General features: G+C 71.4%; 28 protein-coding genes. 20 read left to right on the top strand and 8 right to left on the bottom strand.

Features of this window, described 5'->3' with window-relative positions:
* Positions 1 to 8: 8 nt before the first annotated feature.
* Positions 9 to 1280: an amino acid deaminase gene (locus tag BKK81_RS30565; protein WP_071020794.1), complete on the bottom strand. Its 1272-nt coding sequence runs from the start codon at positions 1278 to 1280 to the stop codon at positions 9 to 11.
* Between the two features lie 149 nt (positions 1281 to 1429).
* Here BKK81_RS30565 and BKK81_RS30570 point away from each other — a divergent pair, with 149 nt between their 5' ends.
* From BKK81_RS30570 to BKK81_RS30585, 4 genes are all read left to right on the top strand, one after another.
* Positions 1430 to 2311, top strand: coding sequence for a MurR/RpiR family transcriptional regulator (locus BKK81_RS30570; RefSeq protein WP_071020797.1), 882 nt, complete (start codon positions 1430 to 1432; stop codon positions 2309 to 2311).
* Between the two features lies 1 nt (position 2312).
* Entirely contained in the window at positions 2313 to 3797 is a 1485-nt protein-coding gene (locus tag BKK81_RS30575) for an N-acyl-D-amino-acid deacylase family protein (protein WP_071020800.1), read from the top strand.
* Between the two features lie 91 nt (positions 3798 to 3888).
* Entirely contained in the window at positions 3889 to 4281 is a 393-nt protein-coding gene (locus BKK81_RS30580; RefSeq protein ID WP_071020801.1) for a RidA family protein, read from the top strand.
* Between the two features lie 230 nt (positions 4282 to 4511).
* Positions 4512 to 5876: a GntP family permease gene (locus tag BKK81_RS30585; protein ID WP_071020804.1), complete on the top strand. Its 1365-nt coding sequence runs from the start codon at positions 4512 to 4514 to the stop codon at positions 5874 to 5876.
* Between the two features lie 30 nt (positions 5877 to 5906).
* Here the strand turns inward: BKK81_RS30585 and BKK81_RS30590 are convergent, their stop codons facing one another.
* Positions 5907 to 6182, bottom strand: coding sequence for a hypothetical protein (locus BKK81_RS30590; RefSeq protein ID WP_071020807.1), 276 nt, complete (start codon positions 6180 to 6182; stop codon positions 5907 to 5909).
* Positions 6183 to 6432: 250 nt separating this feature from the next.
* Here BKK81_RS30590 and BKK81_RS30595 point away from each other — a divergent pair, with 250 nt between their 5' ends.
* Complete coding sequence (locus BKK81_RS30595; protein ID WP_071020809.1) at positions 6433 to 7623, top strand: ABC transporter substrate-binding protein; 1191 nt, start codon at positions 6433 to 6435, stop codon at positions 7621 to 7623.
* A gap of 54 nt (positions 7624 to 7677) precedes the next feature.
* On the opposite strand, the gene BKK81_RS30600 is transcribed toward BKK81_RS30595, so the two are convergent.
* The 4 genes from BKK81_RS30600 to BKK81_RS30615 are packed head-to-tail and all read right to left on the bottom strand — an operon-like array spanning position 7678 to position 11030.
* Positions 7678 to 8394 (bottom strand): ABC transporter ATP-binding protein, encoded by a 717-nt coding sequence (locus BKK81_RS30600; protein WP_071020811.1) that lies wholly within the window; start codon positions 8392 to 8394, stop codon positions 7678 to 7680.
* Positions 8387 to 9139: an ABC transporter ATP-binding protein gene (locus BKK81_RS30605; protein WP_071020813.1), complete on the bottom strand. Its 753-nt coding sequence runs from the start codon at positions 9137 to 9139 to the stop codon at positions 8387 to 8389. Before BKK81_RS30605 ends, BKK81_RS30600 begins: the two co-directional genes overlap by 8 nt.
* Positions 9136 to 10170 (bottom strand): branched-chain amino acid ABC transporter permease, encoded by a 1035-nt coding sequence (locus BKK81_RS30610; RefSeq protein ID WP_071020816.1) that lies wholly within the window; start codon positions 10168 to 10170, stop codon positions 9136 to 9138. Before BKK81_RS30610 ends, BKK81_RS30605 begins: the two co-directional genes overlap by 4 nt.
* Entirely contained in the window at positions 10167 to 11030 is an 864-nt protein-coding gene (locus BKK81_RS30615) for a branched-chain amino acid ABC transporter permease (RefSeq protein WP_197524079.1), read from the bottom strand. The genes BKK81_RS30610 and BKK81_RS30615 overlap by 4 nt, the downstream gene beginning before the upstream one ends.
* Positions 11031 to 11319: 289 nt before the next feature.
* On the opposite strand from BKK81_RS30615, the gene BKK81_RS30620 reads away from it, so the two are divergent.
* From BKK81_RS30620 to BKK81_RS30650, 7 genes are all read left to right on the top strand, one after another.
* Positions 11320 to 12243, top strand: a complete 924-nt coding sequence (locus BKK81_RS30620; RefSeq protein ID WP_071020820.1) for an aldo/keto reductase — start codon at positions 11320 to 11322, stop codon at positions 12241 to 12243.
* Between the two features lie 23 nt (positions 12244 to 12266).
* Positions 12267 to 13685 (top strand): NTP/NDP exchange transporter, encoded by a 1419-nt coding sequence (locus tag BKK81_RS30625; RefSeq protein ID WP_071020823.1) that lies wholly within the window; start codon positions 12267 to 12269, stop codon positions 13683 to 13685.
* 259 nt (positions 13686 to 13944) lie between these two features.
* Entirely contained in the window at positions 13945 to 14361 is a 417-nt protein-coding gene (locus BKK81_RS30630; RefSeq protein WP_083384581.1) for a hypothetical protein, read from the top strand.
* Between the two features lie 170 nt (positions 14362 to 14531).
* Positions 14532 to 14885, top strand: a complete 354-nt coding sequence (locus tag BKK81_RS30635; protein WP_071020826.1) for a mechanosensitive ion channel protein MscS — start codon at positions 14532 to 14534, stop codon at positions 14883 to 14885.
* 284 nt (positions 14886 to 15169) lie between these two features.
* The gene (locus BKK81_RS30640) at positions 15170 to 16153 is read left to right on the top strand and encodes a Bug family tripartite tricarboxylate transporter substrate binding protein (RefSeq protein WP_071020829.1); all 984 of its coding nucleotides are present in this window, start codon (positions 15170 to 15172) and stop codon (positions 16151 to 16153) included.
* A gap of 67 nt (positions 16154 to 16220) precedes the next feature.
* Positions 16221 to 17576, top strand: coding sequence for an acyclic terpene utilization AtuA family protein (locus BKK81_RS30645; RefSeq protein WP_071020832.1), 1356 nt, complete (start codon positions 16221 to 16223; stop codon positions 17574 to 17576).
* A gap of 23 nt (positions 17577 to 17599) precedes the next feature.
* Positions 17600 to 17944, top strand: a complete 345-nt coding sequence (locus BKK81_RS30650; protein ID WP_071020834.1) for an AtuA-related protein — start codon at positions 17600 to 17602, stop codon at positions 17942 to 17944.
* On the opposite strand, the gene BKK81_RS30655 is transcribed toward BKK81_RS30650, so the two are convergent.
* On the bottom strand, positions 17941 to 18747 hold the full coding sequence (locus BKK81_RS30655; protein ID WP_071022681.1) for an IclR family transcriptional regulator: 807 nt from the start codon (positions 18745 to 18747) through the stop codon (positions 17941 to 17943). The genes BKK81_RS30650 and BKK81_RS30655 overlap by 4 nt on opposite strands.
* 207 nt (positions 18748 to 18954) lie before the next feature.
* Here BKK81_RS30655 and BKK81_RS30660 point away from each other — a divergent pair, with 207 nt between their 5' ends.
* The 7 genes from BKK81_RS30660 (at position 18955) to BKK81_RS30690 (ending at position 23535) form a co-directional block, all read left to right on the top strand.
* Positions 18955 to 20154, top strand: a complete 1200-nt coding sequence (locus BKK81_RS30660; RefSeq protein ID WP_071022684.1) for a polysaccharide pyruvyl transferase family protein — start codon at positions 18955 to 18957, stop codon at positions 20152 to 20154.
* Positions 20155 to 20205: 51 nt separating this feature from the next.
* On the top strand, positions 20206 to 20628 hold the full coding sequence (locus BKK81_RS30665) for a hypothetical protein (protein WP_071020837.1): 423 nt from the start codon (positions 20206 to 20208) through the stop codon (positions 20626 to 20628).
* Positions 20629 to 20849: 221 nt separating this feature from the next.
* Entirely contained in the window at positions 20850 to 21386 is a 537-nt protein-coding gene (locus BKK81_RS30670) for an RNA polymerase sigma factor (RefSeq protein ID WP_071020840.1), read from the top strand.
* Positions 21383 to 22213, top strand: coding sequence for an anti-sigma factor (locus tag BKK81_RS30675; RefSeq protein ID WP_071020843.1), 831 nt, complete (start codon positions 21383 to 21385; stop codon positions 22211 to 22213). The genes BKK81_RS30670 and BKK81_RS30675 overlap by 4 nt, the downstream gene beginning before the upstream one ends.
* Positions 22214 to 22344: 131 nt before the next feature.
* The gene (locus BKK81_RS30680) at positions 22345 to 22584 is read left to right on the top strand and encodes a DUF2789 domain-containing protein (RefSeq protein WP_071022686.1); all 240 of its coding nucleotides are present in this window, start codon (positions 22345 to 22347) and stop codon (positions 22582 to 22584) included.
* Positions 22585 to 22671: 87 nt separating this feature from the next.
* Positions 22672 to 22938 (top strand): PepSY domain-containing protein, encoded by a 267-nt coding sequence (locus BKK81_RS30685; RefSeq protein ID WP_071020845.1) that lies wholly within the window; start codon positions 22672 to 22674, stop codon positions 22936 to 22938.
* A 21-nt stretch (positions 22939 to 22959) separates the two neighbouring features.
* Positions 22960 to 23535 carry a cytochrome b/b6 domain-containing protein gene (locus BKK81_RS30690; protein WP_231908147.1) on the top strand — a complete coding sequence of 192 codons (576 nt, stop codon included), beginning with the start codon at positions 22960 to 22962 and terminating at the stop codon, positions 23533 to 23535.
* A gap of 36 nt (positions 23536 to 23571) precedes the next feature.
* Here the strand turns inward: BKK81_RS30690 and BKK81_RS30695 are convergent, their stop codons facing one another.
* On the bottom strand, positions 23572 to 24057 hold the full coding sequence (locus BKK81_RS30695) for a YbaK/EbsC family protein (RefSeq protein WP_071020848.1): 486 nt from the start codon (positions 24055 to 24057) through the stop codon (positions 23572 to 23574).
* 205 nt (positions 24058 to 24262) lie between these two features.
* On the opposite strand from BKK81_RS30695, the gene BKK81_RS30700 reads away from it, so the two are divergent.
* Positions 24263 to 24841, top strand: coding sequence for an isochorismatase family protein (locus tag BKK81_RS30700; protein WP_071020850.1), 579 nt, complete (start codon positions 24263 to 24265; stop codon positions 24839 to 24841).
* Positions 24842 to 24995 lie beyond the last annotated feature (154 nt).

The raw sequence follows: 24995 nt of genomic DNA on the forward strand, positions 1-24995 counted from the left end.
AGTCCCGTTCAGAAGAAGGTCTGCACGACGTCGACCACACGCAAGCGGTCGTCCAGTACCGGGATATGCCGCCACTTGTCGAAGGTCAGGCAAGGGTGCGAGATGTCGAAGGCGATCATGTCGCCCACGCGCAGGTCGTCGCCCGGTTGCAGGCGCAGGTAGGCATGCTGGTCCATCATGCCGGTGACCGCCCAATGCGACGGCGCCTCGACCGGCGCGGCGGTGCCCGGACGATAGCGCTGTGCGGGGATCGGCATGCCGGCGTCGAAGGCGGCATCGCGCTTGCCCATGCCGATGATGGCGAGATCCGGCTCGGGCATCGACTGCACGTAGGCCCAGACCTGCAGTGCCGGGAGCAGCCCTTCCTGCATGCGGCGGGCCACCGGGTTGGCCGCCAGGATACGCTCCTGCGCGGCCCGGTAGACGCCCACGTCGTGGGTCAGGTAGCAGCCCGGGCGCAGCACGAGGTCCACCGCGTTGCCGGTGCCGGCGGCGGCGAATTCCTCGGCCACCACGTCATACCAGGCCGAGCCGGCGCCCGACAGCACCGCCGGGCTGCGGCCGAAGCGTCCCGCCGCCAGCAGTTCACGGGTGACCGCCACCGCGCGCTGCAGGAAGGCGCGGATATCGGCCTCCTCCTTGAGCACGCCCTCGTACAGTTCCACGCCCGCCAGCGACAGCGCCTGCGGCCAGCGCGCCAGCGCGGCCAGCACGGCTTCCTGCTGGGCCGCGTCGCGCACGCCGGTGCGCCCGCCCGCCACGCCCAGTTCCAGCAGCACCTGCAGGGTCTGGCCGCGCGCCTGGAAGAAGGCACCGAGCTGGTCGACCAGCGCCGGCGAATCGACCAGGCAGAAGAATTCGAAGCCGGGATCGCGCAGCAGGTCGGCCACGATCTCCATATTGCGGCGTCCCACCAGCTGGTTGGCCATCAGCACGCGGCGCACGCCATGGGCGTGGGCCGCGGCGGTCTGGTGGGCGGTGGCGAGCGTGATGCCCCAGGCACCGGCCGCCAGCTGGCGCGCGAACAGCTTCGGTGCCATGGTGGTCTTGCCGTGCGGCGCAAGCTGCATGCCGTAGCTTTCGACGAAGCCGCGCATCCAGGCCAGGTTGTGCGCCAGCCGTGACTCGTAGAGCACCGCCGCCGGCAGGCTCAATGATTCGTCGAGCAGGCTCCAGTCCTGGCCCGCGGCCGCCTCGGCCGGCGCCAGCGGCGCCTCGAGCTTGCCCAGCGCCTTGTTGAGCGGGTCGATCATGCCCGTCTGGTACTTTATTTCACGCATGCTGACTGTCACCTCTGCACGGCCCCAGGCGGGTCCGTCAATTTTCCGATTGACGTAATCATAGCCTTGAAATTACGATATTTCATCCTTGTTATAAAGTAACACGCAAGCGGCGCCAGCCTCGCCCGGCAAGCGCCGCCCTCCCCGCCATGACCGCCCCCTTCGACATCCTCACCCGCATCGCCGAGCGCGGCCCCGCGCTGCGCCTGGCCGAGCAGAAGGTGGCGCAGGTCATCCTCGCCGACCTTGGCGGCGCCGCTGCCGCCAGCATCAACGAACTGGCCCGCCAGGCCGGCGTCAGCGAGGCCAGCGTGACCCGCTTCGCCAAGGCCATCGGTTGCCGCGACGTGCGCGACCTGAAGCTGCGCCTGGCCCAGGCCACCGCCGTGGGCCAGCGCTTCCTGCAGGCGCCGGCGTCCGATGACGCCCAGGACACGCTGGCGGGCCGCATCCACGCCGACGCGGTCGCCTCGCTCGACGCCAGCCTGAAACTGCTGGACGCCGAACGCATCGAGCAGGCGGCGCGCCTGTTGCTCGGGGCGCGCATGATCTACGCTTTCGGCATGGGCGGCGGCTCCACCTTCATGGCGGACGAGGCGCGTTACCGCCTGGCGCGGCTGGGCCGGCCGGTGGCCAGCTACCAGGACGCGCTGCTGCAGAAGATGGTGGCGGCCACGCTGGACCGCGACGACGTGGTGCTGGCCTTCTCGGCCACCGGCGAGGTGCCGGAAATGCTGGCGAGCTGCGATGTCGCGCTGGAGTATGGCGCGCGCCTGGTTGCCGTGACCGCGCTCGGCTCGCCGCTGGCGGGGCGGGCGCACGTGCTGCTGCCGCTGCGCACGCTGGAGACGGACTTCATCTTCAAGCCGTCCGCCTCGCGCTACGCCATGATGCTGGTGATGGACGTGCTCGCCACCCAGTTGGCGCTGTTGCAGCAGGAACCGAACAAAGAGCGGCTGCGCCGCCTGAAGTACGTGCTGGACGCGCACCGCGGCCCCCGCGGCGACGGCAGGCAACCGCTGGGAGACTGAGATGCCGCATGCCTTCGACACCCTGATCCGCAACGTGACCCTGGTCGACGGGTCCGGCGCGCCGGCGCGCCTGGCCGACGTGGCCGTGCGCGACGGCCGCATCGCCCGCATCGACGCCGCCGGCGCCATCGACCCCGATGCCGCGGCGCACGTGGTGGAAGGCCACGGCCTCGTGCTCGCCCCCGGCTTCATCGACGTGCACACGCACGATGACACCAATGTGGTACGCCAGCCGGACATGACGCCCAAGCTGTCGCAGGGCGTGACCACGGTCATCGTCGGCAACTGCGGCATCAGCGCGGCGCCGGTCGCGCTGCGCGGCGACCCGCCCGACCCGATGAACCTGCTCGGCGAGGCCGATGCCTTCCGCTACCCGGATTTCGCCAGCTACGTGCGAGCCATCGCCAGCGCCCGCCCGGCCGTCAACGTGGCGGCCCTGGTCGGCCACACCGCGCTGCGCAGCAACCAGATGGACCGCCTCGACCGCGCCGCCAGCGCCGCCGAGATCGCCGCCATGCGCGCCCAGCTCGAAGACGCCCTGCAGCATGGCGCGCTGGGCCTGTCCACCGGACTGGCCTATGCCAATGCCTTCTGCGCGCCGACCGAAGAGGTGCTGGCCCTGGCCGAACCGCTGGCGCAGGCCGGCGCGCTCTACGCCACCCACCTGCGCAGCGAGTTCGCCGAGATCCTCGACGCCATGGACGAGGCCTTCCGCATCGGCCGCCACGCGCGCGTGCCGGTGGTGATCTCGCACCTGAAATGCGCCGGCGTGCCCAACTGGGGCCGCAGCGGCGAAGTGCTCGACGCGCTCGACGCCGCGCGCCGCTGGCAGCCGGTCGGGTGCGACTGCTATCCCTACACCGCCAGTTCCTCCACGCTCGACCTGAAGCAGGTCACCAGCGATTTCGACATCACCGTGACCTGGTCCGAGCCGCACCCCGAGATGGGCGGCAAGTCGCTGGCCGAGATCGCGGCCGGGTGGGAACTGGACCTGCACGAGACCGCGCGCCGGCTGCAGCCGGCCGGCGCCGTCTACCACTGCATGGAGGACGCCGACGTCGACCGCATCCTCAGCCACCCCGCCACGGTGATCGGCTCCGACGGCCTGCCCAACGATCCGCTGCCCCACCCCCGGCTGTGGGGCGCCTTCCCGCGTGTGCTCGGCCACTATGCGCGCGACCGCGAACTGTTCCCGCTGGCAGTGGCCGTCAACAAGATGACCGGCCTGCCGGCCGAGCGCTTCGGCCTGCGCGAGCGCGGCCTGGTACGCGAAGGCTGCTGGGCCGACCTGGTGCTGTTCGACGCCGACACCATCCGCGACGCGGCCACCTTCGCCGACCCCATGCAGCCCGCCGAAGGCATTGCCGCGGTCTGGGTCAACGGCGAGTTGTCCTGGCACGAGCGCCAGCCCACCGGCACGCGGGCCGGCCGCTTCCTCGCGCGTGGCACCGAGGGCGGCGCCAGCATCGGCGCCCCCCGCGGCTGACGCGGCTGACGCGGCTGACGCGCGCCCTGCCCGCTTTCACCCTCCATCCCGACACAGTTTCGGATTCAGACACAGCCTCACAGGAGTCCTCATGGAAATCAAACGATACGGCGTCGAAGGCGGCACCGGTACCGGCGGCCAGCACATGCCCTTCGCGCGCGCCACGCAGGCCGACGGCTGGCTCTACGTCTCGGGCCAGGTGCCCATGGTCGACGGCGAAGTCATCGACGGCGGCATCGTGGCCCAGACCCACCAGGCCATCCGCAACGTGCTCGCCATCCTGGCCGAGGCCGGCTACGGGCCGGAGCACGTGGTGCGCTGCGGCGTATGGCTGGACGACGCGCGCGACTTCGCCTCGTTCAACAAGGTCTTCAAGGAATACTTCGGCGCCAATCCGCCGGCGCGCGCCTGCGTGCAGTCCAGCATGGTGGTGGACTGCAAGGTCGAGGTCGATTGCATCGCCTACAAGAAGCCGGCAGCCTGAAGTGGCGTAGCCGTGCCGGGCGCCCCGGATGGCCCGGGAGCCTTGCAGCAGGCGCCGGCACGGCCTGATTCGAGCCTTTTCTTTTTCTTTTTTTCAGCTTTCCATCGCAGCCGCCCCGCCGGGCGGCGCCCTGCGCACGGCGCCCATGCCGGCGCGCGGCGCCGCGCAGGGCGCGGCCGCATCCGCAGCGGAAGTGCACGGCCGGGAGCCGTGCCATACAAGGAGACAATATGGGTGCCGTCACCGGAACCACGCTCTTGGTCTATGCGCTGATCGCCGTGATCGCGCTCGTCGTGCTGATCGCACGCTACAAACTGAATCCCTTCATCACGCTGGTGACGGTCTCGGTGCTGCTCGGCTTTGCCGTCGGCATGCCGATGGGCGACATCATCAAGTCCTTCGAGGCCGGCGTCGGCGGCACCCTCGGCCACATCGCGCTGGTGGTGGGCCTGGGCACCATGCTCGGCAAGATGATGGCCGAGTCCGGCGGCGCCGAGCGCATCGCGCGCACGCTGATCGATTTCTTCGGCGAAAAGAACGTGCACTGGGCAATGGTCACCATCGCCTTCATCGTCGGCCTGCCGGTGTTCTTCGAGGTCGGCTTCGTGCTGCTGATCCCGATCGCCTTCAACGTCGCCAAGCGCACCGGCACCTCGATGGTGCTGGTCGGCCTGCCGATGGTGGCCGGCCTGTCGGTGGTGCACGGCCTGATTCCGCCGCACCCGGCCGCGCTGCTGGCCGTGACCGCCTACGGCGCGGACATCGGCCGGACCATCCTGTACGCGCTGATCGTCGGCATCCCGACCGCGGCCATCGCCGGCCCGCTGTTCGCCAAGCTGATGGACCGCTACGTCAAGCTGCCGGAGGTCAACCCGCTCGCCGCACAGTTCACCGAAGAGGACGAGGGCGTCAAGGCCTCGCACGAGCTGCCGGGCTTCGGCATCACCGTCTTCACCATCCTGCTGCCGGTGTTCCTGATGCTGCTGGGCAGCTGGGCCGACCTGTTCACCACGCCCAAGACCTTCGCCAACGACTTCGTCAAGCTGATCGGCAATTCGGTGATGGCCCTGCTGATTGCCGTGCTGGTCAGCCTGTACACCTTCGGCCGCGCGCGCGGCTTCAACCGCGATACCATCCTCAAGTTCACCAACGAATGCGTGGCGCCGGTCGCCATCATCACGCTGGTGGTCGGCGCCGGCGGCGGCTTCGGCCGCATCCTGCGCGACTCGGGCATCTCCAACGCCATCGTCGACGTGGCCACCGGCGCCAACGTCTCGGTGCTGGTGCTGGGCTGGCTGGTCGCGGTGCTGATCCGCATCGCCACCGGCTCGGCCACGGTCGCCATGACCACCGCCGCCGGCATCGTCGCGCCGATCGCCGCCAGCGTGCCGGGCACCCACCCGGAACTGCTGGTGCTGAGCACCGGCGCCGGCTCGCTGATCCTGTCGCACGTCAACGACGGCGGCTTCTGGCTGGTCAAGGAGTACTTCAACATGACGGTGCCGCAGACCCTGAAGACCTGGACGGTCTGCGAAACCGTGATCTCGGTGGTGGCCCTGCTGCTGACGCTGGGCCTGGCCACGCTGCTGGGCTGAGGCCCCGCGCCGGCGCGCCCCGCGGCCGCCTCAGTCGCCGAAGGGATTCGGCGCCGAGCCGGCGGGCGCCTCGCCCAGGTCGAACTCGTCGCGCAGGCGGTCGACCACCTCGCGCACGGCACGCTCGTGGCCCGACCCCTTGCCGATCCCCTTGATGTCCCAGTTGCGCCCGCGCGCGTCGCGCGGATGCGCCTGGGGCAGCGGCACCCGGATCCTGGCGCCCTCGTCGGCGATCTCGTCGACCTTCTGGATGCGCCGGCTCGCTTCTTCCTGCAGCACGCGCGCGCTGCGTTCCCGCTTGGCCATGGCTGACTCCCGCTGCGTGGCAGATGATGGTCCCGCCGGGCATGTTAGTCCATTGCGCCAGAGAAAGCACAGCCGAGCATACGGCCTGGAGGCGCGGCCGATCGGGGGTGTCTTTCGATCCGGGGGCTTTCGCATGGCGCACTGGCACGGCCCGTCCCCCCGGCAAGGCCGGCATTGTCATGTGGCGCGCCCGCCCCTACACTGCGAGGTCGATGCGGCCATGCGAGCCGCGCCACCAGGAGACCATTCCATGAAGCCTGCACCCTTGCTGCGCGCGGCCGCCGTCCTGGCCGCCGCCACGCTCAGCACCGTCGCCCTGCTGCCAGCCGCCGCCGGCGCGGCCGAACCGGTCAAGATCGGCCTGATCGCGCCCTTCTCCGGCAGCTTCGCCGACTACGGCAAGCAGATGGAGGGCGGCATCAAGGCCTACCAGAAGGTGCATGGCGACAGCGTGGCGGGCCGCAAGGTGACGGTGATCCTGAAAGACACCACCGGGCCGGTGCCCGAGGTGGCCAAGCGGCTGGCGCAGGAGCTGGTGGTGCGCGACAAGGTCGACATCCTGGCCGGCTTCGGGCTCACGCCCGAAGCGCTGGCGGTGGCCCCGGTGGCGGACCAGGCCAGGAAGCCGATGGTCATCATGAACGCGGCATCGTCGGTGATCACCACCAAATCCAGCTACATCACGCGCGTCTCGATGACCCTGCCCCAGGTGTCGGCGCCGATGGCCGCCTGGGCGGTCAAGAACAAGCTGCGCAAGGTGGTCACCCTGGTGGCCGACTACGCGCCCGGCATCGATGCCGAGACCGCGTTCAAGACCAACTTCATCGGCGGCGGCGGCCAGGTGGTGGAATCGATCCGGGTGCCGCTGCGCAACCCCGAGTTCGCCCCCTTCATCCAGCGCATCAAGGACGCGCGCCCCGAGGCCGTATTCCTGTTCCTGCCGGCCGGCGAGCAGGGCGTCGCCTTCATGAAGGGCTTCCGCGAACGCGGCCTGGCCGATGCGGGCATCCGCGTGATCGCCACCGGCGACCTGACCGACGACCACGTACTGCCGGCGATGGGCGACGCCACCCTGGGCGTGATCACCTCCTTCCACTACTCGATGGCGCACGACTCGCCCGAGAACAAGGCCTTCCTGAAGGCTTTCGCCGAAACCAACCCCGGCGCCGGGCGCCCCAACTTCATGGCGGTCGCCGCCTATGACGGCATGGCCGCGATCTACGAAGCGATCCGCAAGAACGGCGGCAGCACCGATGCCGACAAGATGATGGCGGCCTTCAAGGGCATGAAGCTGACCAGCCCGCGCGGCCCGATCTACATCGACCCGGCCACGCGCGACGTGGTGCAGACGGTGTACATCCGCCGCGTGGAAAAGGTCGGCGGCGAACTGCAGAACGTCGAGTTCGACAAGTTCCCGGAAGTCAAGGACTCCGGCAAGTAGCGGGACGGCAGCAGGGACGGCAGCAGGGACGGCAGCCAACGCCGGCCCTGCTCCCTACCCCACCCCCAGCAAGCGATCCAGCCGCCCGGCATCCGCCAGCAGTTCCGTGCTGGTCCCGGCATGCACCACGCGCCCGCGCTCCAGCACCATGCCTCGGGCCGTCATCGACAGCGCCAGGCGCGCATGCTGCTCCACCAGGATCACGGCCATGCCGGCCTCGCCGGCGAGCTGGCCGGCGATCAGCCGGCCGATCACGCGCTGCAGTTCCTGCACGATGATCGGCGCCAGCCCTTCCATCGGTTCGTCGAGCAGCAGCAGCGCCGGGTTGGTCATCAGCGCGCGCGCGATCGCCACCATCTGCTGTTCGCCGCCGGACAGCTGGTGGCCCAGGTTGGCGCGGCGCTCCTGCAGGCGTGGGAACAACTCGTACACGCGCGCCACGCTCCAGTAGCCGGGGCGCGCCACCGCGCTCAGGTGCTCCTCGACGCTCAGCGAGGGGAACATCCAGCGTTCCTGCGGCACCCAGCCCAGGCCGGCGCGGGCACGCTGGTGCGGGGCCAGCCGCGCCAGGTCGGCGCCGCGCCAGCGCAGCATGCCCGCGCGCTGGCGCGTGAAGCCCATCAGCGTGGCCAGCAGCGTGCTCTTGCCGACGCCATTGCGGCCCAGCAGCGCCAGGCTGTCGCCGGCCTGCAATGCCAGGTCGATTCCTTCCAGCACGGTGGCCTCGCCGTAGCCGGCAGCCAGCCCTTCGACGCGCAGCAGTTCAGCCATGGGCCGCCTCCCCCAGGTAGACCTCGCGCACGCGCGGATCGGCGGCGATCTCGGCCGGCGTGCCCTCGGTCAGCACGCGCCCGCCGACCAGCACCGTGATGCGGCGCGCGAAACGGAATACCAGGTTCATGTCGTGCTCGATGAACAGCACCGTGATATCGGCCGGCAGCGCGTCGATGACGGCGAACAGCTCGGCGCTCTCTCCCGCCGGGATGCCCGCGGCCGGCTCGTCCAGCAGCAGGATGGACGGCCGCGTGGCCAGCGCCAGTGCGATCTCCACCAGCCGCTGCTTGCCATAGGGCAAGGCGCGGGTCACAGTGTCCGCCTCGCGCTCCAGGCCCAGCGCCGCCAGCACCGCCATCGCCTCGTCCGCCAGCGCGCGCTGCGAGGCCACCGTGCGCGACCAGATGCGCGAGGCACCGGTGCGCTCGGCGACCGCCAGCACCACCGATTCGAGCACGGTCAGCCCAGGAAACAGCGTATTGATCTGGAAGGTGCGCGTCATGCCGCGCCGCACGCGCGCGTGCTGGGGCAGGCGCGTGATCTCTTCGTCGCCGAGCCAGATGCGGCCGGCACTGGGCGCCAGCACCCCGGTCAGCAGGTTGATGAAGGTGGTCTTGCCGGCACCGTTGGGTCCGATCAGGGCATGGCGCGCGCCGGGCGGAAAGCGCAGCGTGACCTCGCTGTTGGCGAGGAAGCCGCCCCAGGACTTCGACAGGCCTTCGGTCCGCAGTTCGCGCGTCATGCCTGCTCCTTGCCGGCCCGTGCACGCGCGCGCCAGGCGTCCAGCGCGCCCATCAGGCCGCCGCGCGCGAACAGCACCATCGCCATCAGCAGCAGGCCGATCCAGAACTGCCAGTAGACCGGGTTGATGCCGGCCAGCAGGTCCTGCGCGATCATGAACAGCGCCGCCCCGGCGAGGGCACCGTAGAGGCGGCCGGTGCCGCCCAGCACCAGCATCACCAGCAATTCGGCCGAACGCGGAAAGCCCAGCGCATCCATGCCGACGAATTGCGTGGTCTGCGCCAGCAGTCCGCCGGCCACCGCTGCGATGGCCGCCGCCAGCGTATAGACGGCGCGCAGCCGCGCCGGCACGTCCACGCCCAGCGCCGGCATGCGCCGCGCGCCTTCGCGCAGCCCGCGCAGCGACAGCCCGAAGGGAGACCGGGTCAGCCGGCGCAGCAGCAGGAACAAGCCGAAGGTGACTGCCAGGCTGTACAGGTAGGCGGTCTTGCCGAACAGGTCGAACTCGAACAGGCCGAACAGCTTGCCCATGCTGACACCGGACAGGCCGTCGACGCCGCCGGTGAGGAAAGCCGCTTTGTTGGCCGCCTCGAACAGCATCAGGCCGATGCCCAGCGTCACCATCAGCCGCGTCAGGTCGCCGCCGCGCACCACCAGGAAGCTGCTGCCCCAACCCGCCGCGGCGCCCGCCAGCGCCGCCGCCAGCAGGCCGCTCAAGGGCTCGCCCCAGCCATGCGCCGCCAGCAGGCCGGCGGTATAGGCGCCCAGGCCGAAGAAGGCCGCATGGCCGAGCGAGACGATGCCCGCATAACCGAGGATCAGGTCGAGCGACAGCGCGAACAGGCCGGTGATCAGGACCTGGCTGCCCAGCATCAGGTAGTCGGGCAGCAGGAAGAAGGCCGCCACCGGCAGCAGCCAGAACACGGCTTCCGCGGGATGCCAGCGGCCATCCGGCAGCTCCGGCGCCGCGCCGGCGCCACGGCGCCCGCCCACGGAGGCGGCGGTTTCCTGCCCTCCATCGATAGGACTCATGCCCGCCTCCCATACAGGCCGGCCGGGAACAGCACCAGCAGCAGCACCATCATCGCGTAGATCACGAAGGCGCCGATCTCCGGCACGTAGTACTTGCCGGCCACGTCGGCCACACCCAGCACCAGCGCGGCCAGCAGCGGCCCGCGGATCGTGCCCGCGCCGCCGACCGCCACCACCAGCAGGAAATACACCATGTACTTGAGCGGGAAGGCCGGATCGAGCCCCAGCACGTCGATGCCGAGCGCGCCGCCCAGCCCGGCCAGCCCCGAGCCCAGCGCGAAGGTCAGGCTGAACACCCGGCCCACGTCGATGCCCAGCCCGCGCGCGGCCTGCTGGTTGTCGACCGCGGCGCGCACCTGGGCGCCGAAGCGCGTGCGCGCCACCAGCCAGCCGAGCAGCACCGTGATGACCACCACCAGTGCGATCAGGAACAGCCGGTACACACCCAGCTCGAGCGCGCCCAGCCGCACCTGCCCGCGCAGCATGGCAGGCAGCTCGACCGGCTGCTGGCCCGGCCCGAACAGGTAGGTGGCGCCGGCCATGGCGACGAAGGTCAGGCCGATCGAGAACAGCACCTGGTCGAGGTGGCTGGCCTGGTAGAGGCGGCGGTAGAGGGTGCGCTCCAGCACCCAGCCCAGCACGGCGGCGCCGGCGAAGGCCAGCGGCAGCGCCGCCAGGAACGGCACCCCGGCCCGGCTCATCAGCACCACCGCCAGGTAGCCGCCGGCCATGGCGAAAGCACCGTGGGCGAGGTTGACGACGTTCATCAGGCCCATGGTGACCGACAGTCCCACGCTGACGAGGAACAGCAGGCTGCCGTAGGCGATCCCGTCGAACAGCACGCCGAGCATGCGGGTCAGTATCACGGCCCGGCCCTCCGCGCGGACCGGGTCGCTGGCCCGGCGCGCCGACGGCCGTTGTCAAGCCGGGGCGGCAGGGCTCCTGACCGCTGGCAATATTCCATCCATCTCTCCCGTTCCGTCCGGCCCGCCGGGTGGTGCCGGCCTCGCCTCGTTCTGGATCGCGATTGTTCTACTGGATAACCGGTTTGGCAATCGAGAGTTGACCCGGAGCCACCCGCCCGCCCAGGTTTACTTGCCTGCCGGCAGCCGCTATGGTCAGAGCATCGCCGCCGCGCCAAGGGAGACCATGCCCGTCGACCGCCGCCGCTTCCTCGGCCTCTGCACCGGCCTCGCCACCGCCCTGGGCGGCGGCCTGGGCGCGGCCCTGCCGCGCCGCGCGGCAGCGGCCGGGCCCCTGCGGCGCGCCATCCCGGCCAGCGGCGAACGGCTGCCGGTGATCGGCATGGGCAGCGCACGCACCTTCGATGTCGGCGGCAGCGCCGCCGAGCGCGCACCGCTGGCCGAGGTCATGGCGCTGCTGCTGGCACAGGCCGGCTCCGTGCTCGACACGGCGCCCAGCTACGGCAACGCCGAAGCGGTCATCGGGGACCTGCTGCAGGCCGCCCACGGCCGCGGCAAGGTCTTCCTGGCCACCAAGATCTCGGCGCCGGCCGGCGAGCCCGCGCAAGCGCAGTGGGCGCAGTCGCGCCGCGACCTGCGCACCGACAAGATCGACCTGCTGCAGGTGCACAACCTGATCGACTGGCGCAACAACCTGCGCTGGCTGCGCCAGCTCAAGGAGCAGGGCAGCATCCGCTACACCGGCGTCACCCACTACCGGGACGACGCGCAGGACGCGCTCGCCGACATCGTGCGCAGCGAGCCCGTCGACTTCGTCCAATGCAATTATTCGCTGGGCGAGCGCGGCGCGGAGAGGACCCTGCTGCCCCTGTGCCAGGAGCGCGGCGTGGCGGTACTGGTCAACCGCCCCTTCCAGGACGGCCGCCTGTTCGCCGCGGTCAAGGACAGGCCGCTGCCGCCGTGGGCGGCCGAGATCGACTGCGCCTCCTGGGCCCAGCTTTTCCTCAAGTTCGTGGTCGGCCATCCGGCGGTCACGGCGGCCGTGCCCGCCACCGGCAAGGCGCGCAATATGGCGGACAACCTGGGCGCCGGCAGCGGCCGCATGCCGGACGCGCGCGAGCGCGCGCGCATCGCGGCCCTGCTGGGCTGAAGCGCCAGCTCCCCGCCCCCGCCATGCGCGACCCCGCTTCTCCTGCCGGCGCCGGCGCACCCGAGGGCCCGCCGGCTCCCGCGCCATCGCCGCGCCGCGGGCGCGGCCTCGGCATCGCGCCGGGCGAAGGCGCGGCGGTGGCAGCCGGATTCCTGTTCTTCTTCTGCCTGTTCGCCGGCTACTTCATGCTGCGGCCGGTGCGCGAGACCATGGGTATCGCCGGCGGCGTGCAGAACCTGCAGTGGCTGTTCACCGCCACCTTCGCGGTGATGCTGGCGGCCATCCCGCTCTATGGCGCCTGCAGCGCGCACTTGCCGCGGCAGCGCTTCGTGCCCTGGGTCAATGCCTTCTTCGTCGCCAACCTGCTGGGTTTCGCCCTGGCCACGCGGCTGGCGCCGGACGATGTCCGGCTGGCGCGCGCCTTCTACGTCTGGCTGTCGGTCTTCAACCTGTTCGTAGTCTCGGTCGGCTGGAGCCTGATGGCCGACGTGTTCCGCCCGCAACAGGCCAGGCGCCTGTTCGGCCTGCTCGCGGCCGGCGCCAGCGCCGGCGGGCTGGCCGGCCCGCTGGCCGGCGCCTGGCTGGTGCCGCGCATCGGCCTGACCGGACTGATGCTGTGCTGCGCGGCCCTGCTGGCCGCCACCGTGCCGGCGACCGGCTGGCTGTTCCGCTGGCGCGGGCGCGCCGGTGCCGGTGCCGGTGCCGGTGCCGGTGCCGTGGCGGGCGATGCCGGTGCCGCGCCCCAGGATCCGGGCCGGCCGATCGGCGGCGGCCTGTGGGGCGGCCTGACGCTGGTCGCGCGCTCGCCCTATCTGCTGGGCATCAGCCTGTTCGTGATCCTGCTGGCCACCGCCAGCACCTTCCTCTACTTCGAGCAGGCCCGGCTGGTGGCGCAGGCCTTCCCCAGCCGCGTGCGGCAGACCCAGGTATTCAGTGCCATCGACGCCACCGTGCAGGCGCTGACCATCGCCGTGCAGCTCTTCCTCTCCGGCCGCATCGCCCGCCGCTACGGCGTGGGCGTGCTGCTGACAGCGGTGCCGCTGGCCGTCGCCGCCGGCTTCCTGGTGCTGGCCTGGTGGCCCACCTTCGGCGTGCTGGCCGGGGCCATGGTGCTGCGCCGCGTCGGCGAGTACGCCTTGCTGCGGCCCGGCCGCGAAATGCTGTTCACGGTGGTCGATGCCGAGACCAAGTACAAGGCCAAGAACGTCATCGACACCACCATCTACCGTGCCGGCGATGCGGTCAGCGCCTGGGCCAAGACCGCCATCGACGCCATCTCCGGCCACCCCGCCGTGGTGGCGCTGACCGGTGCCGGCCTGGCCCTCGCCTGGGCCGCACTGGGCTGGTGGCTGGGCCGCCGGCACGAACGGCACGGCGGCGGACGGCAGGCGGGCGCCGCACCCGCGGGCGACTGGCGGCAGGCGCGCGGCCCGCTGCGCTGAATCCTGGCTGCGTCGCGCCCCGTCGACCCGCTTCCGCTGCCGCTTGCGCTCCGCATCGCCCCCCCTCTGCAGCCACTCTCCGGCGCTTTTCCCCTGCTTCATTCCCCTCGTCCGGGTGAGGTACTAGCAATCTGTTACAGACATGGCCGCCCTGCTTACATCTATTCGCATGTCGGTAACACCTGACACCCGAAGCGTGGCCCATGATCCATCCAGCACTTGAACAAGACAAAGCCTGGCCGACCCCGAGGAGACCGCCATGTCGCACCCGTTCCGCATCACTGCCACTGTCCTGGCCTGCGCGGCGATGATGGCCGCGGGATCGGCCTCGGCCTACGACCGCGACCGCGACTGGAACCGCGACCGTGGCCGTGACTGGAGCCGCGACCGCGACCACGACCGTGATCGTGATCGCCACGGCCAGCACCGCCGTGGCGACGGTCCCAGCCTCGGTGCCGTGCTGGGCATCGGCCTGGGCCTGCTGGTCGGCGCGGCAGTGCTGTCCGCGGTGACCGCGCCGTCGAAGCCGGAGCCCGCCCCGGCCTCGGCCAACTACGCCGGGCCGCAAGCGCCCTACGGCTACTGCTACAGCAATGCGATGTCCAACTACGTGCCCTGCCCGGCCCAGCCGGCGACGTACTACGGCGCGCCGTCGCCGTACGTCAATGGCAACTGAGAACTGACGATGGCCGGTGACGGCGAGCGCGCGCGGCGGCCCGGCCCGCTCCCGCCGTCTTGCAGGCTGCCGTTACAAGCCTTACACCTGCTCACGCGGCGGAAACATCTCGCGGCCGGTTCCTGGGCCATCATTCAATCATCGCCCCACCGCTCTTGAAGGAGCCTGCCATGCGCAACCTGATCCGTATCACCGCCGCCGCCCTGGTCTGCACCTCCCTGCTCGCCGCCGGTCCGGCGTCGGCCCACGAGCGCTATCGTGGTGGTGGCGGCGGCGCCGGCATCGCGCTGGCCGTGGGTGCCCTGGTCGGCCTGGCAGTCGGCGCGGCCGTCGCCGCGCCGGCCGTGATCGCGCCCGCTCCGGTCGCCTACGCGCCGGCCTACGCGCCGCCGCCGGCGCCGGTCGCCTACGCCGCGCCACAGGTGCCCCCGGGCTATTGCTACAACGGCTACCAGGGCGCCTACGTCCCCTGCGCGCCGCAAGCGCAGGGCTACTATCCGGCCCCCGTCTCCTACGGCTACTGAACGCCTTGCCCCGCCGGCATGGCGCCGGCGACAGCCAGGGCTCTGCCGACCCGGCCTGCTCCGTCCCTGCCGCCACCTGCGGCAGGCAACCTTCCCGCTTCGATCCCCCGCCGCGCCGATCCGCTCCCCGATCGGCGCGGCTTTTTTTCGTTCAGTGAAAAAAGCCGCGCCTTTTTTGACCTGGCGGCAGGACTCTGCCTACCATCTCCGGCAACGATTTCATTGATCGAAACAGACCGGAGACCCGGCCCAGGCGCCGCGGACACTCCGGCAAGGAGACAACCATGCAGAACCTCCCGCGCCGCGCGCCAGCGCTGCTGGCAGCGCTCGTCCTCGTCACGCTGGCCGGCACCGGCGCCCGTGCCGAAACCTTCCCCGACAAGCCGCTGCGGCTGGTGGTGCCGTTCACGCCCGGCGGCACCACCGACATCCTGGCGCGCGTGGTCGGGCAGAAACTGGGCGATGCGCTGGGCCAGCCGGTGGTGATCGACAACCGCCCCGGCGCGGGCGGCAACATCGGCGCCGAGGTGGTGGCCAAGGCGGCGCCCGACGGCTATACGCTGCTGATGGGCACGCTCGGCACCCAGGTCACCAACCAGTTCCTGTACGCGCGCATGCCCTACGACAGCGCGCGCGATTTCGCCCCGGTCACGCTGGTGGCCAACTCCCCCAATGTGCTGATGACCAACGCGACCCTGCCGGTGGGCTCGGTCGCCGATGTGATCGCGCTGGCCCGCCGCGAGCCGGGCAAGATCAACTACGCATCCACCAGCACCGGCGGCTCGCCCCACCTGTCCGGCGAACTGCTCGACCGCATGGCCGGCATCACCATGCAGCACGTCCCCTACAAGGGCGCGGCCCCGGCCATGACGGACCTGCTCGCCGGCCAGGTCAACCTGATGTTCGACAACCTGCCGTCGGCGCTGGCGCAGATCCAGGCCGGCAAGGTGCGCGCGCTGGCCGTGACCGGCAAGCAGCGCTCGGCCGTGCTGCCCGAGGTGCCGACCTTCGCCGAGTCGGGCCTGCCAGGCTACGAAGTCAATTCCTGGTTCGGCCTGCTGGCGCCGGCCGGCACGCCCGCCGAGCGCGTCGGCAAGCTGCAGCAGGCCGTGGCCAAGGTGCTGGCGCTGCCCGAGGTGCGCCAGCGTATCCAGCAGCTCGGCGCCGAGCCGGGCGGCGATAGTCCGGCGGCCTTCGCCGCCATCCTGCGGGCCGATACCGCCAAGTGGTCGGCCGTGATCCGCCAGGCCGGCATCACGGTGCAGTGAGGCCGGCCGGCTCCGCCGCGCCAGCGCGCGCCATCTTCCCTGCAACCCTCGGATTCCGTACCAGACCATGACCTCCACCCAACCATTGCGCATCGGCTCGGGCTCGGGCTGGTGGGGCGACCGCGTCGAACCCGCCGCGCTCAGCGCGCGCCACGGCCGGCTCGACTACCTGTGCTTCGAGACCATGGCCGAGGCCACGGTCTCCGCGGCACAGGTGCGCAAGCGGCGCGACCCCGCCTTCGCCGGCTACGACAGCTACCTGGACGAGCGCATGCGCGCGGTGCTGCCGGACTGCATCGCCCGCGGCACGCGCATCATCTCCAACCAGGGCTGGATCAACCCGCTCGGCGCGGCGCGGCGCATCGCCGAGCTGTGCGAGGAACTCGGGCTGCGCGGCGTGAAGATCGCCGCCATCACCACCACCGACCTGACCGGCACCATCTGCGACCTGCCGCTGACGCTGCTGGAAAGCGGCGCACCGGTAGCGAGCCTGCGCGGCACGCTGATCAGCGCCGAGCCTTACGAGGGCGCCGCGCCGATCGTGGCGGCGCTGCGCGCCGGCGCGCAGATCGTGGTCACCGGCCGTGTCGCCGACCCTTCGCTGTTCCTGGCGCCGATGATCCACCATTTCGGCTGGGATCCCGCCGACACCGCACGGCTGGCCCGCGGCAGCGCCATCGGCCACCTGCTGGAGTGCGGCGCCCAGGTCACCGGCGGCTATTTCGGCGATCCCGGCTACAAGGATGTGCCGGAGCCCTGGAACCTGGCCTTCCCCATCGCCGAGGTCGATGCCGACGGCAGCGCCGTGATCGGCAAGGTCGACGGCACCGGCGGGCGCATCGACCTGCAGACGGTCAAGGAGCAGATGTTCTACGAGGTCCACGATCCCGGCCGCTACATCACACCCGACGTGGTGGTCGACTTCTCCACCGCCGTGCTGGAGCAGGCCGGGCCCGACCGGGTCCGCATCCACGGCGTCTCCGGCAGCCCGTGCACCGATACGCTCAAGGTCTCGCTGGGCTGCACCGAGGGCTTCATCGGCGAGGACATGTTCTTCTACGCCGGGCCCGGCTGCCTCGACAAGGCGCGCCTGGCCAAGACCATCCTCGAGCACCGCTTCGCCATGGCCGGCCTGCAGGCCGACGAACTGCGCATCGACTTCCTCGGCGTCAACGCCATCCATGGCGCCGCCTCGCCCGCGCCCGCCTGCGAGCCCAACGAGATCGCGGTGCGCGTGGCCGCGCGCACCCGCACCCGCGAGGAGGCCGCCAAGGTCGGCCGCGAGATCGACAGCATGGCGGTGTGCGGCCTCGCCTCCACCGGCAAGCGCGTGCCGCACCAGGACCGCACGCGCGAGATCATCGGCGTGTGGTCCGCGCTGGTGCCGCGCGGCCTGGTGACGTCCCGCATCCATTTCCTCTGACCCTCCGAACCCCGAGGTCCCCCATGCGTGTCCCGCTCCGGCGCCTGGCGCACACCCGCTCCGGCGACAAAGGCAATACCTCCAACACGGCCGTGATCGCCTACGACCCGGCCTTCTATCCCCACCTGAAGGCGCAGCTCAGCGCAGATGCCTTCCGCGCGCTCTACGGCGGCGTGATCACCGGCGCGGTGACGCGCTACGCGGTCGACGGGCTGCAGGTGCTCAATTTCGTCGCCGAGGGCGCGCTGGGCGGCGGCGTGTCGCGCAGCCTCGCGCTCGACAACTACGGCAAGGCGCTCGCCAGCGCCGTGCTGCGCTTCGAAGTGGAAATCCCGGATGCGCTGGCCCCGCTGCTGCGCGGACGCTAGCGCGGCCCCGCCCGCCGCGTCCAGGCACTGGTGACGCGCCGCGCTTCCTCCTTCAGGCGCCGGGCCAGGCGCGCCTCGCGTGCGCGGATGCGCTCGCTGAGGGCGGCGATGCTGAGCGCGCCCAACGGGCGGCCTTCATAGTCCAGCAGCGGCACTGCGATGCCCCCCATCTGCTCCACCACCCAGTCGAGGAACAGCACATGGCCGCGCGCCCGCGCGGCCTCGATCTCGGCGGCGAGGCCCTGCGGCGTCAGGCGCGGAAAGGCGGCCAGCTTGCGCGCCCCCTGTTGCAGGCGCCGCGCCCGCTCCAGTGCCGGCAACCAGGCCAGCACCGCGAGGCTGCCCGCCCCCACGCCGAGCGGGCGCCGCGTGCCGATCTCGACATAATTGGCGCGGATCGGATAGGTACCCAGCTCGATGTCGGAGCACACCGCCTCGCCGCGGCTGGCTTCGGTCAGGATGGCGGTGTCCTCGAACTCGTCCGCCAGCCGCTCCAGGCTCGGCCGCGCCAGCGTGCGCAGGTCGACGCGGCGCTGCGCCACGTCGGCGAGCTGGAACACCTCGGGTCCGATGCCGTAGCGGCGCTTGTCGTCGCGGGTGGCGAAGCCCTCCTGCACCAGCATGTCGAGCAGGCGCGAGGCGGTGGCCGGATCCAGCCCCGTGGTGCGCGCCACGTCGGACAGGCGGCGCACCTGCGGGTCGGACAGCGCGCGCAGGATGGACAGGGCGCGCTGCACCGGCGAAGGGCGCGTGGTCCGTGCGGCCGGGTCGGCGACGACATCGTCGCTGGGAGGCGGGGTCACATCGTGCGGGTTCATCGGGCGGAAAGCGGAAGACCGAAGGCGCGGGCGGAAAGCGGATCATTGTAGGCCCGCGGCAGCCGCCGCGCCGAAGTGCCCGCGGCGGCGCAGGCGCGGAGGGACGAGAGCCAGCGCCGCGGCCGCGGCGCGGGTATGCTGTAGGCAGTTCCACGGTGCTCCCATCCCTTGTCCGACCCCGTGTCCGACCTTGTGTCCGACCTCCTTCCCGCCGGGCCGCCCGACGTCCTGTTCGGCGCCTTCGACCGCCACAACTTCGGCGACATGCTGCTGCCCCACGTGCTGGACCGCCTGCTGGCAGGCCGGCCGTTGCGCCACGCCGGCCTGGCCGAGCGGGACCTGACGCCGTTCGGCGGTCACCGCGTGGACACCCTCGCCCGTATCGCCGCGCAGCCCGGGCCGCCACCGGCGCACCTGATCCACGTCGGCGGCGAGATCCTCTGCTGCGAGGGCTGGGAAGCGGCGGTGATGCTGTTGCCGCCGGTGCCGGCCGCCCAGGCCGCCACCAAGCTCGGCGTGCATGCGGAGGCGCGCCGCGCCTGGGCGCGTGCGCAGCTCGGCACCGATGCGCTGGCGCCCTACACCGCCCCGCCCGCGCTGTTCCCCGCATCGACTGCCATCCTCTACCACGCGATCGGCGGCATCGACCTGGACCGGCGCGAGGCCGGCCTGCGCGCCGAGGTGCTGGACAAGTTGCGCGCCGCGGCCGGCGTCAGCGTACGCGATGCGCGCACCCGCGCCATCCTCGCCGCCAACGGCATCGCCGCACGGCTGGTGCCGGACGCGGCCGCGCTGGTGGCAGCGCTGTTCGGCGACGCCATCCGCCAGCGCGCGCGCCGGGGCGAACCGGCGCGTGCGCTGGCGGCGTTCGCGCACGGCTATCTCGCGGTGCAGTTCAGCGCCGACTTCGGCGACGACACCACTCTCGACACCCTCGCCGCCGGCCTCGACCGCGCCGCGCGCGCGAGCGGCTGCGGCATCGTGCTGTTCCGTGCCGGCGCGGCACCCTGGCACGACGACCCGCGCGTCTACGCGCGCCTGGCCCAGCGCTTGTCCGCGCCACCACTGCTGCTGCGCTCGCTCGACATCTGGGACATCTGCGCCGTGATCGCCCACGCCCGCGCCTATGCCGGCAGCAGCCTGCACGGACGCATCGTGGCCATGGCATTCGGCCTGCCGCGCCTGAACCTGGCCTTTCCGGGACAGGCACCCGCCGCCAGCAAGGCGGCCGCCTTCGCCGAATGCTGGGAGAGCGCCGGCGCCCCCGGCGCAGTCACGGCCGCGCAGCTTGCCGAAGCCGTCGACCAGGCACTGGTGCTGGCGCCCGAGCGGCTCGCGGCGGTCGCGCGGGACCTGGCCGCCGAAGCGGGCGACGGACTGGTGCTGCCCTGACCGGCGGCGCCGCCGGCCGGCGGCGCACGGCGTCGGGTAGAGTAACGCCCCATGAAATACCCCATCCTCGGCCTGCTGCTGGCGGCGGCCCCCGCCCTGGTCCACGCCGCGCCCCTCGATACCGCGCTGGCGTGCGGCCAGACCCCGGGCCAGTTCTTCGCCATGCTGCGCAACCAGCACCTGATCGACCCGGAGCCGATGCATGTGGAACCCGATTCGGTCAATGCATTCTGGCCGGCCCGCGACGCCACCCTGAGCGCCTTCGACCTCAATGTCTTCGCCATCTTCGCCTACGAAGCCGGCAATCCCGCCTTCCGCGCCGGCAAGGGCACGCCCCACGGCAAGCCGGTCTACGGCGCCGTCGTGGTGGCCCGCATGGAGACGGTCCGCAAGGCCCTGCAGGCGGCCGGCAGCAAGGCCGGCGTCGAACATGCCGCGCCCTTCATGACCGCCATCGTCTGCGAGGGGCCCTAGTCCCCCGCCCCTGGTCGCCCAGGGTGCCGCCCGGGCACGGGAATGGACTGGAATAATCGGCGGCAGTGGCGTGTTAGACGTGTGGAAGGACGCCGCCGGCATCCCGCCCCCCGGCATCCCGCACCGAAAGAGACCGAATCCATGCCCGAGTCCGCCGCGCGGGCGGCACGCCACCTGCGTGCCGCCCGCATCCGCCCTCCCCATACCGGAGCCGCCCGTCCGTGGACGCATTCGAGCAGCAATTGATCCGGCTGGCGCCGCGCCTGCGCCGCCATGCGCGCGGCCTGACCGGCGACGGCGCGCTGGCCGACGACCTGGTGCAGGACACGCTGGAGCGGGCCCTGCGCTTCCGCTGGCGTTTCCACCTGCGTCCCGGCACGTGGTGGGGAGACGGCGCCGACGGCCTGTTCCCCTGGCTGCTGACCATCATGCATCGCCTGCGCCTGAACACCCTGCGCCGCAAGGATCTGGTCGCCTACACGGACACCCCGCCCGAGGTAGCCGCGCCCGAGACCGAACCCGGACTGCGCCTCGACCTGGAACAGGCCCTGGCGCAGTTGCCCGAGGCGCAGCGGGCGGTCCTGCTGATGGTCAGCCTGGAACAACTGTCCTATGCGGAAACGGCCCGCGTGCTGGGCATCCCGCCGGGTACCGTGATGTCGCGCCTGTCGCGCGCGCGCGAGCGCATGCGCGCGCTGCTCGGCACGGCGCCCGGCACGGGCGCGGCCTCCGACACCAGCCTGCAGCGAGTGAAATGATGGCCTCCGTCCAAGAAACCGACCTGCACGCCTACGCCGACGGCGAACTGCCCCACGATCGGCGCGCCGAGATCGAGGCCTGGCTGGCCTCGCACCCGGACGATGCCGCGCGCGTGGCCGCCTGGCGCACCCAGGCGCGCGCGCTGCACCATGCCTTCGACCCGGTGCTCAACGACGCCGTGCCGCTGGCGGCGCTGCCCGCCGCGCTGCATGGCCGGCCGGCGGGACGGCGTGGGCCGGGCACGCCCGCCTGGCGGCTGGCCCTGCCGGTGGGCCTGTGCTGCCTGGCGGTCGGCGCCTCGCTCGGCTGGCTGGCCCGCGGCGACGCCGGCCCCCCGCCGCGTGAAGCGGCGGCGGAGCGCTTCGCGCGCGATGCCTTGCTCAGCCATGCGGTCTATGCCCCCGAAGTCCGCCACGTGGTCGAGGTGGACGCCGCCGACGAGGCCCATCTCGTGGCCTGGCTGTCCAAGCGCCTGGGCGCGCCGCTGCGCGTGCCGGACCTGCGCGCCGAGGGCTTCCGGCTGATCGGCGGACGGCTGGGCGTGGCCGTGGGCGGCCCCTCGGCCATCCTGATGTACGAATCCGAGGACGGCGCGCGTGTCTCGCTGCAGTTGCGCCGCATGGCCGCCGGCACGCCGGAAACCGGCTTCCGCCTGGAACAGGCTGGCAACGCCCCTCTCGGCCGGCCCGCGGCGGCGGCCCGTCCGATGGCCTTCTACTGGGTCGACCGCGATCTCGGCTTCGCGCTGGCCGGCACGCTCGAACGCGCGCGCCTGCTGGCGCTGGCGCAGGCGGTCTACCAGCAGTACCGCAGCGGCCAGGACTGAACGCCTGCCGACCCGTCGCCGGGCCTGCGGCCATCTCGGTAGGCTATAGTTCCGAGGGCATGGGCCGCGCCTGCGGCAGACGGCCCTTCCTTTCCACCCGCCGCCCGCCGGGCGGCCAAGCCAAGCCGATCATGGACGCCTCGTTCCACCGCTTTTCCGAACTGTTCGCCCAACTGGGACTGCCCGCCGACGACGCCGGCATCCGTGCCTTCCTGGCTACCCATGCACCGCTGGCGGCTGGCATCGCCCTCGCCGACGCGCCCTTCTGGACCCCGGCGCAGGCCGCCCTGCTGCGCGACGAGATTCTCGAAGACGCGGACTGGGCCGAGGTAGTGGATCGACTCGACGCGGCCCTGCGAGCTCCCGGCTGAGGCCGCGCAGGAACATTCCCGAATTGCAAATCGTTCTCGCTTGCATTAGCCTCTCCGCCACTGATCTATCCGATAGGGAGACAACCCATGCAGCGTATTACCCTGTTTGTCCTGGCCGGCCTGTTTTCCACTGGCGCCTTCGCCAGTGCCAAATGCACCGCCCACCCGAAAGCCGAGTGGATGAAGGAAGCGGATGCCAGGGCGAAGATCGAAGCCGAAGGCTACAAGATCAAGAAATTCAAGGTCGACGGCAACTGCTACGAGATCTACGGCACGACCCAGGACGGCAAGAAGGCCGAGATCTACTACGACACCAAGACCCTGGAGGTGGTGAAGTCGGAGATCGGCAAGTAAGAAGCCTCACATGAAGCAGCGATGAAGAAGCCGAGCATGCCGGCAGGCACGCAGGCCACGGTGCGCGTCTGGGATGCCGTGGTCCGCTTCACTCACTGGAGCGTAGCAGCACTGGTGCTGTGGGAACTGGAGGAAAACTCCGGCGGCCCGCTGCATCGCACACTCGGCTATGCCACCGCTGGCCTGGTGCTGCTGCGCCTGTTGTGGGGCTTTGTCGGCAGCCCGCCGGCGCGCTTCTCGGCGTGGCTGCCGTCGCCATCGGGCGCGCTTGCCTACAGCCGCGCCCTGCTCGCCGGGCGCGCGCCGCGCTATCTCAGCCACACGCCGCTGGGCGCCCTGATGATGGTGACGATGTGGACACTGATCCTCGCTCTTGCCGCGACCGGATGGCTGTCCCGGCTCGACGCCTTCTGGGGCGAAGACTGGCCGGTAGACCTGCATGCCGCGCTGGCCGATTGCCTGATGGTGCTGGTGGGCGTGCACGTCGTGGCGGCCATCGTCATGGGGCGGATGCACGGTGAGAACCTCGTGGCGGCGATGATCCACGGGCGCAAGCGAGCGGACGACGGAAGCTCCCGCACGACGCCTCGCGGCTAGGCCGGCGCGCTGCGGGCGCGCGGCCTCGGCCGCGCTTCAGGCCGGCACAGGCGCCTGCGCTTGCTCCTGTGCCACGTCCACCCACTCGGCCTTGACCAACTGCGCCAGGTGCGCCGGCGCGATCCGCACCGCGGCATGGGTGGCACCCGCGGCTGGCAGCACTTCCTCGAACTTCTGCAGCGACACGTCGGCAAAGATGCGGAGATCGCGCGGCAGGCCGAAAGGGCAGACCCCGCCGACCGGGTGGCCGGTCCACTGCTGCACCTCGTCCGCGTTCAGCATCTTGGCCTTGGCGCCGAAACGATCCTTGTACTTGCGGTTGTCAATGCGGGTATCGCCGCCCATCACCAGCAGCACCACCTCGTCCTTCAGCCATAACGACAGGGTCTTGGCGATCTGAGCCGGCTCCACCCCGTGGGCCGTCGCCGCCTCGGCCACGGTGGCGGTACTGGTGTCCTTCTCGACGATGCGGATGTCGGGGGCGTGGCGGGCAAGGAAATCGCTGACGGATTGCAGGCTCATGGTGAACAACGCTGTCTGGCTTGGCTTCGAAGGGCTCAAGTCTAACGTCTAACGCCGAATGTCTAACGCCCAACGTCCGGCATCCGCCTTCCAGGGGCCTGGCGCCCGGCCGGCACGAGCGGCGGCGCGCTTGCCATCCCGGCGCGGCACTGGCAGCCTTGGCGCTGTGCCCTCGCGCCCATGCCGGCCCCACAGGAGAATGACGATGCTGCACGATGCCGCCGATTCCATACTGGTCCTGGTCGACCTGCAGGCCCGCCTGATGCCGGCCATCCGCCATGGCGAGCAGGTGGTCAGGGAATGCGTGCGCCTGGCCACCATCGCGCGCCGCCTCGGCGTGCCGGTGGTCGGCACGGAACAGAGCCCCGGCAGCCTGGGCGCCAACCTCGCCGAAGTCACGGCGCTGTGCGACCGCACCTTCGCCAAGGACAGCTTCGATGCCTGCGCCGACGGCCTGTGCGAGATCCTGCCGGCGACACGCCGCCGCGTCATCGTGGCCGGCTGCGAAGCCCACGTCTGCGTGCTGCAGACCGCGCTCGGCCTGCTCGGGCACGGGCGCGAGGTCACCCTGCTGGTCGATGCCACCGGCTCGCGCAAGGCCATCGACCACGACACCGCGGTGGCACGCCTGGCCGCCGCCGGCGCGCTGCCGGCCACGGTCGAGATGGTGGCCTTCGAATGGCTGCGCAGCGCCCGGCACGAGCATTTCCGCGACGCCCTGCGCCACATCAAGTCTCCGGCCATCGGCCACGCCGCCCCGGGCGACCTGCCGCGGCCCGACTGAACCCGGCGCCGCCGGCCCGCCCACCTGCGTGCGCCAGCGCACCCGCGCCCCCCGAAAGGGGCATGCGACGCACGCTACTGCGTCGTAGGCTCAAGCTGCGACGCCCACGTCCACGCCAACGCCGGCACCTCACCCGCATGACGCCATCCCGGCG

It is taken from the genome of Cupriavidus sp. USMAHM13, assembly GCF_001854285.1.
GTDB lineage: Bacteria > Pseudomonadota > Gammaproteobacteria > Burkholderiales > Burkholderiaceae > Cupriavidus > Cupriavidus malaysiensis.